1 protein-coding gene is annotated in these 15,413 nt (G+C 49.3%); it reads left to right on the top strand.

Translation table 11 applies throughout. The features are described from left to right. The first annotated feature begins 53 nt into the window (after positions 1 to 53). On the top strand, positions 54 to 15,311 hold the full coding sequence (gene lgrD / locus ODZ53_RS04830; protein WP_372676146.1) for a linear gramicidin non-ribosomal peptide synthetase LgrD: 15,258 nt from the start codon (positions 54 to 56) through the stop codon (positions 15,309 to 15,311). Positions 15,312 to 15,413: the final 102 nt, after the last annotated feature.

Genomic DNA, 15,413 nt, shown 5'->3' on the forward strand with positions numbered 1-15,413 from the left:
CGTCAACCACGGCGCCTCTATGGCAAATTTTTTATGGGAGTGGGCAGGAGAAGATGAATAACATTGAAACGTATTATCCCGTTACTCCTTTGCAGCAAGGTCTCATTTTCCACAGCTTGTTGGAGCCAGAGTCCGGAGCCTATATCGTACAGATGGGCTTGAAGCTGCAAGGTCCCTTGAACATTCCGTTATTCGAACAGGCATGGCAATGCCTCGTGGACAGACACGCTATTTTTCGCACCAGGTTTATTGGCGGTAAAGTAAAAGAATACGTCCAGGTTGTCTTAAAAGAGCTGAAGGTTTCCCTGGTGGAACATGACATTATTCATCTTTCCTCCTCCGAACAAGAATCGTTTCTTCATACCTTTACCAAAGATGATCGCAAACGTGGTTTCAATATCGAAGAAGCGCCGTTGATGAGATTAAATCTATTCCATTTAAGTAGGAATACCTTTCATTTTTCGTGGACATTGCACCACGTGCTGATAGACGGATGGAGTATGCCGCTAGTCTTCGGGGAAGTGTTTGCGGCGTATAACATGCTATGCAAAGGGCAGCCTGTGCAGCTTCCTCCGGTTAAATCTTACCGTGACTACATCGTCTGGCTGAAAAAGCAGGACTTGAAGCAAGCGGAGGCGTTTTGGCGCACGTATCTACAAGGCTTTACGGAAACTACACCACTTTCATTCGGTCGAGCGTATAAAAATCCGTACCTTGATCAGAAAAATTATCGGGAGCTAGATCTGACTGTTTCCGAGGAAATCTCCAAATCATTACAGACATTGGCTCGTCAACATCGCCTGACGGTCAACACGATTGTGCAAGGCGCATGGGCACTCCTGTTGAATCGCTACAGTGGGCAGGACGACATTATTTTCGGTGCCACTGTATCCGGACGTCCTGCCGATTTGCCCGGGGTCGAGACGATGATTGGTCTGTTTATTAATACACTCCCTGTCCGCGTGCAGGTAAAAGCGGAGGAGAGCGTAATCAATTGGCTCAAATCGCTGCAACAACAGCAAGCTGACTTCCGCCAGTACGAATATACCCCACTCGTGGAAATCCAAGGCTGGAGCGACTTGCCGCGTGGACAATCTCTGTTTGAGAGCATTCTCGTCTTTGAAAACACTCCTGTCGGTAATGCTAGCGGCGGCGGTGGAGAGAGTGAGCTTTCGATCGTGGATGTACATTCCGAGGAGCAAACCAATTATCCATTTACCTTGGTTGCGGCGTCAGGCAAAACCATCGACATCAAAGTCAAATTTGATGAAAGTCAGTTTGAGCAATCGTCAATTGAGCGAGTTCTGGATCAGCTTCATTCACTTCTGATCTCTATCGCCAAAAACGCCAAGCAACGGATTGCTGACCTTTCGATGATCAGCGAAAACGAACGTGAACAGGTTCTTGTTCAGTGGAACCAGACGGCGGAGGAATATCCGAGCGGACTGTGCGTCCATCAGGCGTTTGAACAACAAGTGGAGAAATCACCAGATGCGATTGCCGTTACCTATAAAAATGTAGACCTCACCTACAAGGAACTAAATGAGCGAGCAAACCAGCTGGCCCATCAGCTCGTGAGTAAAGGGGTAAAACCGGATACACTCGTCGGCATATGCGTGCATCGTTCCCCTGAGATGATCATCGGTATACTCGGCGTCTTAAAAGCGGGAGCTGCCTACGTACCGATTGACCCGGCTTACCCGCAAGAACGCATCGCCTATATGATCGAGGATTCGCAAACAAATGTGCTGCTGACCCAGCAGTCTCTCATGGACATCTTGCCAGCGACACAGGCGACTGTCATTTGTATAGACAGCAATCCTTTAACAAATGAACCTATCGCCAACGTTGCTTGCAAGGTCACAGAACATAATCTTGCCTACGTCATCTATACGTCAGGTTCAACAGGACAGCCAAAAGGGGTAATGGTAGAGCACCACAGTGTGATAAACATGGCTCACGCCTTGATCCATTCATTTGAAATTCAGCCAACGAGTCGTGTGCTGCAATTTACCTCGTTTAGCTTCGACGTATCGGTGTCCGAGATTGTGATGGCCTTACTCGCTGGTGCGACGCTAGTTATCGAAGATCGAGAGTCTCTTTTACCAGGCCCTGAACTGATCCAAGTATTGCAAGAACATCGCATTACCACCGTATCCATGGTTTCCTCGGTACTGGCAGCACTGCCTGAAGCTGACCTGCCTGATCTACGAACCTTGATTGTAGGCGGAGAAGCTCCGAGCCGTGAACTCGTGGCACGCTATGCAGCGAATCGCCAGTTCTTCAACTGCTACGGTCCAACGGAAGCAACCGTCTGCTCCACAATGATGCGCTGCCAGACTGGAATGAGCAATCCGCCTATCGGTCGGCCCATTGCCAACGCGACGATGTACGTTTTGGATGCAAATAGACAGCCCGTGCCTATCGGCGTACCAGGTGAACTGTATATTGGAGGAAAAGGCTTGGCTCGCGGCTACTGGAATCGTCCAGAACAGACAGAGGAGCGTTTTATCACTCATCCGTTCGGAAAAGAAGGGGAACTACTCTATCGGACGGGCGACCTGGTTCGCTATCTGGAAGACGGCAACCTCGAATTCCTTGGACGTATGGATGATCAAGTCAAAATTCGCGGTTTCCGCATTGAATTGGGTGAAATCGAAAATTCGCTCAGACAGCATCCTGCCGTCCATGAAGCTGTGGTCATCGTCCGTGAAGAAAAAGCGGGAGGCAAACGCTTGGCCGCTTATCTGGTAGCAACGGGCGACATGCCAACTGCGGAGGAACTCGTTCTTTTCCTGAAAGAATCCTTGCCTGAATACATGATACCAGCAGGCTTTGTATGGCTAGAGACGATTCCGCTCACGGTTAATGGAAAAGTAGACCGAAGAGCACTACCAGCACCAGATTGGGGACAACTTTCCACGCAGCGTAATTACGTTGCCCCCCGTACTCCTACAGAAGAGTTGGTAGCCAACATCTGGTCGCAGGTTCTCTCGGTAGAGCGAATCGGCAGCTACGACGATTTCTTTGAGCTTGGAGGCCATTCTCTTTTAGCAACGCAAACCATCTCCCGCTTAAAAGAAGCGTTCAGCGTAGATTTACCGCTCCGTGCTTTATTTGAATATTCGACAGTCAACCGACTCAGCGAATTGATTGTATCCATGAACGAGGACAAATCTGGACTCGCAAGCATTCCGCTTGTACCCGTTTCACGTGATCAACATTTGCCGCTTTCGTTTGCACAGCAGCGCTTATGGTTCTTTGACCGCTTGATGCCAAACAGTTCGCTCTATAACATCCCAACTGCCGTTCGCTTGCATGGAGAGCTAAACATAGAAGCGCTCGAGCAAAGTTTTCAGATGATTATCTTCCGTCACGAGAGCTTGCGTACAACGTTCTCCGACATCAACGGGGAAGCCGTTGCGGTGATTCATCCAGAGATGGATTGGAAACTGAGCAGAATGGATATACGAGAGCTGCCAGATGATAGACGAGACGAAGAAGGACAACGCTTGACCAAAGAAGACGCGAACAAGCCGTTTGACCTCGTCACAGGCCCGCTCATGCGTGCGACGATTATTCAAACAGGAGAGCAGGATTTCATCTTCCTGCTAAACGTACACCATATCATCGCCGATGGTTGGTCAGCGGGTGTTTTACTGAGCGAATTATTTACCTGCTATCAGGCATTTAGCAAATCAGAAGTTCCGCAACTTACCGACCTGCCTATACAATATGCAGATTATGCGGCATGGCAGCGTGAATGGCTTACAGGAGATGTATTGGAAAAGCAACTGTCCTACTGGCGTGCAAAGCTGGGTGGAGCAGAACCGCTTCTCGCCTTGCCAACAGATCGTCCCCGTCCTGCTGTTCAGTCCTATGAAGGAAGCAGTATCACACTGATGTATGACAAAGAATTGATGACGAATCTGCTTTCTTTGAGCAAACGCGAAGGTACGACGTTGTTTATGACGTTGCTCGCCGCTTTCCAAGTATTTTTGTATCGATATACAGGACAGGACGATATCCTCGTCGGTACTCCTGTAGCAGGACGCAGTCACCAGGAGACAGAAGGGTTAATTGGATTTTTCATCAACACATTGGCGATGCGAACAGATTTGTCAGGAGACCCTAGCTTCAGAGAGGTACTTAGCCGTGTGCGGGAAACAGCCCTGGGAGCCTATTCCCATCAAGATCTACCCTTTGAAAAGCTCGTAGACGAGCTGCAATTAGAGCGCAGTCTCAGTTACTCACCATTGTTCCAAGTGATGTTTGTTCTGCAAAATATTCCGGTTCAGGTAGAAGCACTTGACGGAATTCGCATTTTGCCACCAAAAGGGGAGCAACAGGTAGAGACAACCAAGTTTGATCTCACCTTGACGATGGCAGAGACGACAGAGGGTTTGTCCGCAACATTCGAGTACAACACCGCTCTCTTTAATCAGCACACAGTAGAACGAATGATCGAACATTTTACCCAGCTGCTCAAAGCCGTTGCCGCCAACGCGAATCAAGCGATCACCACTCTACAGTTGATGGGAGAAACGGAGCAGCAGCAGGTCGTAACGGAATGGAACAACACTGTAATTGCTTACTCCAAGGATCGTTGCGTACATGAACTGGTGGAACAGATCGCTCATGAAATGCCCAACCAACCGGCTGTTCTCACACACGACCAATCCATTACCTATGCGGAATTGAATGCCAAAGCGAATCAACTGGCACATTTTCTGCAAAAACAGGGAATCGGTCAGGAAAATTTGGTAGGGATCTGCGTTGAGCGTTCTATCGAGATGCTGATTGGTCAACTGGCTATCATGAAAGCTGGTGGTGCCTACGTACCAATGGACCCAGCGTATCCCAAGGATCGTCTCGCCTTCATGGTTCAGGATGCAGGTATGTCGATTGTACTTACCCAAGCCAGACTGGCAGAAAAGCTCCCAGCGGGTACGAGTCAATTGATTTGCCTGGACGCAGACTGGGAGTCGATCGCCGAAGAAAGTACGACGACTCCAATAAACTTGACTACGACGAACCAGCTTGCTTACGTCATCTATACATCTGGTTCGACGGGTACGCCAAAAGGGGTTGAGATTGAGCACGCCGCGCTTCTCAATTTAATTTCTTGGCATCAACGTGTATATCATGTCACTTCGGCAGATCGAGCCTCGCAGATCTCTGGTACGGCATTTGACGCATCTGTATGGGAAATTTGGCCTTATTTAACAAAAGGAGCCACACTTTATTTGCCAGAAGAGGATATCCGCCTCATACCAGAAAAACTACGTGATTGGCTCATCCATTCTGAGATCACCATCAGCTTTTTGCCGACGCCTTTAACAGAGAGCTTGCTGGCTCTGAATTGGCCAAGCCGTACCAAGCTTCGTTACATGCTGACTGGAGGAGACAAGCTCCATCACTATCCAAGTGCGAATCTGCCGTTTACCCTGGTGAACCAATACGGTCCAACCGAAAACGCAGTCGTTGCAACAGCAGGTATCGTTCCAATAGGGGCAGGACAAAGCTTTGCACCATCCATCGGTCGTCCGATTGACAACGTGCAGGTCTATATTCTCGATGTGCGTATGCAGCCTGTACCCGTAGGAGTCACTGGTGAGCTATACATTGGTGGGAGTTCCTTGGCGCGCGGCTACCTGAACCGTCCCGAACTGACACAAGAACGCTTTGTCACTCATCCTTTTAGTGAGATAGAAGGGGCACGACTCTACCGTACAGGGGATTTGGTGCGCTACCTAGAGGACAGCAACATTGAGTTCATTGGTCGTGCAGATGAGCAGACAAGTATTCGCGGATTCCGCGTCGAGCTAGGCGAAGTAGAAACGGCCATTCTCGCTCACCCTGCGGTAAAAGAAGCAGTGGTCACTGTCTGCACGGATCATCAAGGAACGAAGCGTCTTGCCTCCTACCTGGTTTTGGAAGAGGGCACGGAGATTGCCACAAGCGACATCCGCAAAGCGTTAAAGGAAGTACTGCCTGATTACATGATTCCAGCGTTTTTCATCCCGTTAGCATATCTGCCGCTCACACCAAACGGAAAGGTAGATCGTAAAAATTTGCCTGCACCTGATTTCAATCGTCCCGAGTTGGAAGGAAAGTTTGTCTCACCAACTACGGAGAAGGAGCAACACCTTGCCGCGATATGGAAAGAAGTTCTCGGTATTGACCAAATTGGCATACACGATAATTTCTTCGAGCTTGGCGGTGATTCGATTCTCAGTATCCAGATTGTGTCACGTGCCAATCAATCAGGTTTAAGGCTCACTCCGAAGCAATTATTCGAGTACCAAACCATCGCTGAATTAGCAGAGGTCGTAGAGGAAAAAGAAGCGATCCTTGCTGAACAAGGTCCGATTATCGGCGAATTGCCGCTCTTGCCGATTCAGAAGTGGTTCTTCCAGCTTCCGTTGAAGAACAGACATCACTGGAATCAATCCGTGCTGCTCTCCATTCAGGCAGGCATTGATCAGGGGGCACTGAAACAGGCGGTAGGACACTTACTCGATCAACACGATGCTTTACGCATGCGCTATACACAGACAGAGCTCGGCTGGAAGCAAGAGATGGATGCGCCATGTGATACGATTCCATTCCGGATCGAAAATCTGTCCCACCTTACACCTGATGAGCAATTCAAGGCCATCGAAAAGATTGCAGATGAGACGCAGGCAAGTCTGAATTTGTTTGAAGGGCATGTGGTTCAGTCCGTTTATTTCGATTTGGGTCAAGACCAACCAAATCGTCTGTTGATCGTCGCCCATCACTTAGTCATCGACGGAGTATCGTGGCGCATCATTCTTGAGGACTTGCAAAGCGCCTATCAACAAATTGCCGCAGGGCAAGAGGTGAAACTACCAGCGAAAACGACATCCTACAAAGAATGGGCGGAAGAACTGGAGCGCTACGCGAATTCAGATGCTTTGGAAAACGAAAAAAGATACTGGATGACCAAATCCTCTGTCGATTCAGCACAACTACCTGTGGACGTGACAGAGGCTGGTGAAAATACAGAAGCAACGACAAAGTCCGTCAGCGCTACATTGACCAACGAAGAAACCAAAGCACTACTGCAAAACGTCCCGCAGGCATACCGCACCCAGATCAATGACGTCCTGCTAACCGCTTTGGCGAAGTCACTTACTCGATGGACGGGTAATCGATCTGTCTTCGTCAACGTAGAAGGGCATGGCCGTGAAGAATTGTCAGAGAGAATCGATCTGTCCCGTACCATCGGCTGGTTCACCAGCATGTATCCGGTGCATCTTCAATGGGACGAAACGTTCTCTGTCGGAAAAGCACTTTTGACGACCAAAGAAGAACTGCGTGCGATTCCAAACAAAGGGCTTGGTTATGGCGTTCTTCGTTACCTTCATGCGGATCAGAATACTGTCGATGAATTATCCCGCATCCAATCACAAGTGCTGTTCAACTACATGGGCAAAATCGATCAGATTGTCGATGGCGATTCCTTATTTGGCGGGGCACCTGAGTCCAGCGGTTCCAACCTGAGCCAAAACGCTGGGCGACACCACCTGATCGACGTAAATGCTGTCGTTGCAGGGGAACAACTACATGTGACTTGGAGATACAGTGAGAACATTCATCTAGACAGCACGATTACAGCAGTCGCGAAGGACTTCATGGATGCGCTTCGTGAGATTATTACCCATTGTACGACAGAGGAAGCTGGCGGTTACTCCCCATCCGATTTTCCTCTGGCTGAATTGGATCAGAAGAGCATCGACAAACATATCGGTTCAGACCGACATATCGAGGATATCTATACACTTTCTCCGCTCCAACAGGGGATGCTGTTCCACTCCCTGTATGCAAGCGACAGCGGGGATTACGTCGTCCAATTTGCGATTGATTTCAAAAACCTGAATGTTCCGGTGTTCGAGCAGGCATGGCAAAAAGTGATGGACCGCCATTCCATTCTAAGAACTCACTTCGTCTGGGAAGGGTTGAATCAAGCACACCAAATTGTCCGCAAAGAGGTTAAGGTATCTCTTCGTCAGGAAGATTGGCGCCATCTGCATTCGGATGTACAGGATGAGATGTTTACCGCTTTTCTGGAGGAAGACCGTAGAAGAAGCTTCGATATTACACATGTACCTCTGTCACGATGGGTTGTCTTCCGAACAGGAGAAGAAAGGTATCGATTCGTTTGGAGCTTCCATCACGTTCTCCTTGATGGCTGGAGTGTTCCTTTGGTACTGAATGAATTGTTTGCCTATTATGCCGCGATCAGCGAAGGCCAAGAAGTTAAGCTTGGACATCCTCAACCGTTTTCCCAGTACATTGCTTGGTTGAAACGTCAGGATATGCAGGAAGCCAAGCGATTCTGGGTAGACCAATTGAAAGGCTTCCACGAGCCAACCAGCTTGGGAATGAGTAAAGCAGTAGTCACCGCGGGGCCGAAGCAATACGAAGAGAAGAGCGTCCTCCTGTCAGAAGAGACAAGCGAGCACTTGCAAAAATTCGTACGCGAGCACCAGTTAACACTCAATACCGTGGTACAAGCGGCGTGGGGCTGGATTTTGGGAAGCTACAGCGGGGAAGAGGAAGTCATTTTTGGTGCGACAGGTTCAGGTCGCCCGGCAGACCTCTCCCATGTTGAGACGATTGTAGGCTCCTTCATCAATACCTTACCTGTCCGGATATCCTTGCAACCGAACGCGACCGTGCTAGAGTGGCTGAGAGACTTGCAGATTAGACAGTTAGAGATACGCCAATATGAATACACTCCGCTGTTCGACATCCAAGGATGGAGCGAACTGCCGCGTGGATCTGCGCTGTTTGAATCGATACTCGTATTCGAGAACTATCCGGCTGTACAAGCAACAGGGCAAGAAACAGAAGAGTCCGGTTCAGCTTCGCCAAGTGTTTCTTTGGAAATACACGACGTAGCCGCAGTCGAACAAACGAATTATCCACTTACCTTGGTCGCAGCACCAGGCAAGCAAGTGGCCATCAAGCTCAAGTATGAACAAAACCGTTTTGATGACACGATGATCGACCGGGTCTTGAACCAAATCACCCAGCTCATGGTCACGATGAGCCAGTCTCCAGAGATGCATCTGGGTGACGTGACATTGATAGACGATATCGAGCGCGAGCAGGTACTCATCGATTGGAATCGGACGGAGAAGGAGTATCCACGCGAACTTTGCATTCATCAGGCATTTGAACAACAAGTCGCGAAAACTCCTGAAAATGTGGCCCTTGAGTATAAACAACAAGCCATGACTTATGCGGAGCTAAACCAAAGAGCCAACCAGTTGGCGCATCTGCTTCTCGCACAAGGCGTGCAGCCTGATACGACGGTTGCGATCTGCGTGGAGCGCTCCATGGAAATGATCATTGGCATTCTTGGTGTGTTAAAAGCGGGTGCCGCCTATGTACCCGTTGATCCAGCTCATCCCGAAGAAAGAATGGCCTTCATGCTGGAAGATTCACAAGCAGCTGTCGTGCTGACACAAGCGAGACTTGCCGAGCCATTCACAAAAACGAACGCGAAAGTGATCTGCTTGGATAAAGAAGAACTGTTCTACGAGCAGATGTCCGTAGAAAACGCACAAAGCCATGTCGTAGCAACCAATCTCGCTTATGTTATCTACACATCCGGTACCACCGGGTTGCCAAAAGGGGTAGCTGTTGAGCATCGCAGTGTGATGAATATGGTGCAGGCTTACATGAATTACTTTGAAATAAACGAGTCCAGTCGTGTCCTGCAATTTACGTCATTTGGTTTCGACGTTTCCATTTCCGAGATTTTACAGGCCCTGCTCTCTGGGGGAACGTTAGTCATCGAAGATCGTGAGTCGCTAGTACCAGGCCCAGACCTCGTTCGCACCCTTCGTGAACGTCGCATCACCAAGGTATCAATGGCATCTTCGGTACTCGCGTCACTACCTGTTGAAGAGTACCCGGATCTGGTCTGCCTTGAGGTCGGTGGAGACGCATGCAGCCGTGAACTGGTTACCCACTATGCAAAAGGACGGAAATTTTATAACTGCTACGGACCGACTGAAGCAACAGTTGGTACGGTCATTGCTCGATTAACGGATGCTGACCATGCCCCAACGATTGGTCGTCCATTCCCGAACACCAAGCTGTACGTGTTAGATCGAAATCTACAGCCAGTCCCTATCGGTGTTCCGGGAGAGCTGTACATTGGGGGCGAGAGTCTTTCGCGTGGATATTGGAATCGCCCAGAGCTTACAGCAGAGCGTTTTATTCCGAATCCATTCGGTCAACCGGGAGAACGCCTCTATCGAACAGGCGACCTTGTTCGTTACCTGCCAGATGGCAACGTGGACTACATCGGTCGTGTCGATGATCAGGTGAAAATCCGTGGGTTCCGTATCGAGTTAGGCGAAATTGCAGAGGCATTGAGACAACATGCAGGTATCAAAGAAGCAGTCGTTGTTGCGCGAGAAGCTCGACCTGGTGACAAACGATTGGTAGCCTATCTGACCAATGCTTTGGAGCAGGAGACGTCCATAGACGAAATCAAGCTATGGCTCAAAGAGAAGCTTCCCGAGTACATGATCCCGTCGCATTTCATGTGGCTTCCGGAAATTCGCCTTACGGTCAACGGAAAAATTGACCGCAAAGCATTACTTACGCCAGACTGGGGCCAGCTAACAGCCGTATATGTCGCGCCACGTACCCCAGTAGAAGAAATGGTCGCTAACGTCTTTGCTGAAATCCTTTCCATAGAGAAAGTGGGCGTACACGACAACTTTTTCGAGTTAGGCGGACACTCCCTGCTGGCAACGCAGACCGTTTCTCGCCTGCGGGAAATCTTTGGGGTAGAGCTGCAAATCCGTACGTTGTTTGAATACCCAACCGTCGAAGGGCTTAGTGAACAGCTGGTTATGCTCACCAAGCAAACATCCATCAAGATGGCTCCACCAATTGTGAAAGTTTCTCGCAAAGAACCGCTCCCATTGTCATTTACCCAGCAGCGTTTGTGGTTCCTGGAGCAGTTCACCCAAGGAAGCTCAGTCAACAATATTCCATCCTTCCTACGGATTCAGGGAGACCTCAGCATAATCGCTTGGGAAGAAAGCTTGAAAGCCCTCATACAGCGTCACGAGAGCTTGCGTACTCGCTTTGAGGTTCGTGATGGACGTCCTATTCAAGTGATTCACCCCGAGGACGATTGGGTCATGAACCAAACCGATCTGCGTGCTTTGGATCCAGCGAAACGAGAAGCAGAAGTCAAACGCCTTGCTGAAGAGGTCACACTCGAGCCATTTGACCTAACCAAAGGTCCGTTGCTCCGTGCCAATCTGGTTCAGCTCGACGAAAAAGACTTTGTGTTCCTGTTCGTGATGCACCACATTGCAGCAGACGGTTGGTCGATGGGAATCTTGCTGAGCGAATTAATGACCAATTACAAAGCATTTAGTCAAGGAGAGGCATCACCATTTACGGAATTGCCGATCCAATATGCAGATTTTGCCGTCTGGCAGCGTGAATGGCTAAGTGGAGAGGTGCTTGATGGACAGCTCGAGTATTGGAGAGAAAAACTCAAGGGCAGCGAGCCATTACTGCAACTGCCAACAGATCGACCGCGTCCACCTGTACAGACATACGAAGGAGAAAAGCTCTCCGTTCAGTTTGGAGCCGACCTCTTGGAAGAATTGCGTAATCTGAGTGGAAAAGAAACGACGACACTCTTCATGACATTGGTTGCAGCCTTCCAAACGCTGTTGTACCGCTATACAAATCAAGAAGATATTCTCGTCGGCACACCGATTGCGGGACGTAACAAACAGGAAACGGAGCAATTGATTGGTTATTTCATCAATACGCTTGTTTTACGCACGGATATGTCGGGTCAACCAAGCTTCCGCGAATTGCTTGCACGCGTTCGTGAAACAGCTCTAGGGGCATATGCAAACCAAGACGTACCGTTTGAAAAATTGTTAGATGAGCTGCAGCTGGAGCGTAGCATGAGCTACTCGCCACTCTTCCAGGTGATGTTTATTCTGCAAAACATCCCGATGCAGGTAGATCCTGTTGATGATATTCAGATAAGCAGCTTTGATGTGGGTGCGGAGGCCGTCACCTCGAAGTTCGATTTGACGGTGACCATGGTGGAGACATCAGCCGGTCTCATCGCTACCTTGGAGTACAACAAGGCGTTGTTTGATCACAGTACGGTCGTTCGAATGGTTGATCATTTCCACAAGCTACTGGAAGAAATCACTGCCAACCCGGATCAATCAATCACCTTGCTACCGCTCATGCGTGAGGAAGAGGAACAGCGACTCATTACCGAATGGAATCGTACGGAAGCGCCATACCCGAAAGAAAAATGCGTTTATGAAATGATTGAGGACATGGTGGCGAAAGCCCCGGACAACATCGCTCTCATCGTAGGAGATCAAACGACTACCTACGGAGAATTGAACAGACAAGCGAACAAGCTGGCTCATTATTTACGCAAGCAAGGAGTAGGACCGGAAGTACTCGTTGGTGTCTGCGCACAGCGGACAACCGAGATGATGATTGGACTCTTGGCCATTATGAAAGCTGGCGGGGCCTATGTGCCTATCGACCCAAGCTACCCGGCGGATCGCATTGCCTACATCATCGAACACTCACAAGTTCCGGTCTTATTAACACAAGAAAAACTGTTGCCAACTCTGCCTGAGCACAACGCCAAAGTAATCTGCCTGGACAATGATTGGGAAGCAGTTGCCGACGAAAGCGAGGAGAACCCGACCAAGCTTGGGAATTCCGACAATTTGATCTATGTCATCTACACGTCCGGTTCTACAGGCAATCCAAAAGGAGTAGCGCTCGAGCATCGCAGTGTCAGCTACTTCCTATCGTGGGCACACGACACGTTCACACCAGAGGAGATGAGTGGTGTACTGTTCTCCACATCAATCTGCTTCGACTTGTCTGTCTACGAAATGTTCGCAACACTGACCATGGGTGGCAAAGTTATCATGGCGGAAAATGCATTACAATTGCCATCCTTGCCAGCAGCCGACCAGGTAACACTGATCAATACCGTACCATCAGCAGCGATGGAACTGGTGCGTATGAATGGGATTCCAGCGTCGGTGCGCGTCATGAACCTATGCGGTGAGCCACTTTCTAACAAGCTGGCACAGGAATTGTATGCCTTTGAAAACGTAGAAAAAGTCTTTAACCTCTACGGACCAACAGAGGATACCGTTTACTCGACACACTCCATCGTGAAAAAAGGAGCCGTCAGCGAACCACTGATCGGCCGACCGCAGTTCAATACGCAAGTTTTCGTATTAGATAGTCATCGCAAACCAGTTCCGGTAGGGGTGCCGGGAGAATTGTACCTCAGTGGATCGGGCTTAGCACGTGGCTATCTCCACCGCCCCGATCTGACCATGGAGCGCTTTGTGCAGAATCCATTCCGTGGGCCAGGGGAGAGAATGTACCGGACGGGAGATCTCGTACGCTACTTGCCAGATGGAAATCTTCAGTTTATGGGACGTGTTGATTACCAGGTCAAAATCCGCGGCTATCGTATCGAGTTGGGCGAAATCGAATCTGTTCTGAGACACCACCCTGAAGTCAAGGAAGTCGTGCTAGTCGCTCGTGAAGACAGAGAAGGGGACAAACGTCTAGTAGCGTACATCGTGTTCGAAGAGAATCACACAAGTACGTCTCATGACCTGAACCACTTCCTGACTGACAAGCTTCCAGCTTATATGATCCCGCAACACTTTATGATCATGGAGAGCTTACCGAAGACGCCAAACGGTAAACTGGATCGCAAAGCGCTACCGAAGCCGGAATACGACCGCTCGGAATCAGGTGTTGAATACCAAGCGCCGCAAACGCCAGTCGAGATTATGTTGCATACGCACTGGGCTTCCGTACTCGAAATGGATAAAATCGGAGTATACGACAACTTCTTCGAGATTGGCGGTCACTCATTACTCGCTACCCAGCTTATCTTCAAGGTTCGCGAAGAGCTACAGCTTGAGGTACCGCTGCGAATCCTGTTCGAGACCCCGACCATTGCGGGTATGGCCAAGACCATCGAGGAAATTCTCAAACACGGTCTTTCTGCTGTTTCCCATGACATCGACGCAAAGGATCTCAAGGATGAAGTCGTACTCGATCCTGCGATTCAGGCTGAACATCCGTTCGTGGGTGATCCAAGTCAGTTCCAAGCGGCATTATTGACAGGAGCCACTGGTTTCCTTGGTGCTTTCTTGTTGCGTGACCTGCTACAGATGACAGACGCTGACATTTACTGCCTCGTTCGAGCTTCTGACGAAGAGGAAGGAATGACACGACTACGCCAAACATTAGAGCTATACGAGTTATGGAATGAGGAGCAGGCGCATCGGATCATCCCTGTCATCGGTGATTTGGCAAAGCCACGACTGAATCTGTCCGAAGATCAGTTCTCCGAGCTGGCTGAAAAAGTGGATGTGCTCTATCACAATGGTGCTCTTGTTAACTTTGTCTATCCGTACGCAGCCTTAAAGAAAGCAAACGTACTTGGGACGGAGGAAATCCTTCGCCTCGCTGTAGCCAAAAAGACCAAGCCTGTGCATTTCGTCTCAACAATTTTCACGTTTGCATCCGAAGAAACAGAAGAATCCATGGCCTTCCGCGAAGAGGACATGCCAGAGAACAGTCGCGTCCTCACTTCCGGTTATACACAGAGCAAGTGGGTAGCCGAGCATCTCGTCAATCTCGCTCGCGAACGCGGCATTCCAGCGGCGATATACCGTTGCGGACGGATGACTGGGGACAGCGAAACAGGAGCATGCCAGAAGGACGATCTGATGTGGAGAATTGCAGCCGGGATAATAGATTTGGGCAAAGCTCCTGACATGAGCGGCGATCTGGACATGATGCCAGTTGATTTTGCAAGTAAGGGAATCGTTCATCTCTCCATGACTGAGCAGAGCTTGAGCGAAAACTTCCACTTGCTCAACCCGAACTCAACCGATTACGAAGACCTGATTTCAGCGATTGAAGACAGAGGATTTGTATTGGAACGAGTCACCATGGATGAGTGGATTGAGGCGGTGCAAGAGGATACGAAAGAAAAAGGCAATGAGGCCAACTCAGCCGCTCCGCTCGGCAATCTGTTCACAGACGGCCACACAAGCAGAGGAAGTGTAGTCTATATCGGCAATAAAACGACACGTTTACTGCGTCAAAACGACATTGATTGCCCGGAAATTGACGAGGAAGTTTTCGGTAAAGTTCTTGATTACTTTATCAGAAGCGGCCAACTAAAATTACCGGAGCAAGCCCTGCAATAAAAAAATAATGCCCATCCGTCACCTCATTATCATGGTGGCGGGTGGGAAAATAAGCAAAATAGTGATAAACTTTAAAATAACTACAAAAATTGGAGGTTTTAT

This window comes from Brevibacillus sp. BD137, assembly GCF_041644655.1.
GTDB classification, from domain to species: Bacteria; Bacillota; Bacilli; order Brevibacillales; family Brevibacillaceae; genus Brevibacillus; species Brevibacillus brevis_D.

Coding starts and splice junctions, on each gene's coding strand:
- lgrD (WP_372676146.1), top strand. CDS start 54: ATGAATAACATTGAAACGTATTATCCCGTTACTCCTTTGCAGCAAGGT.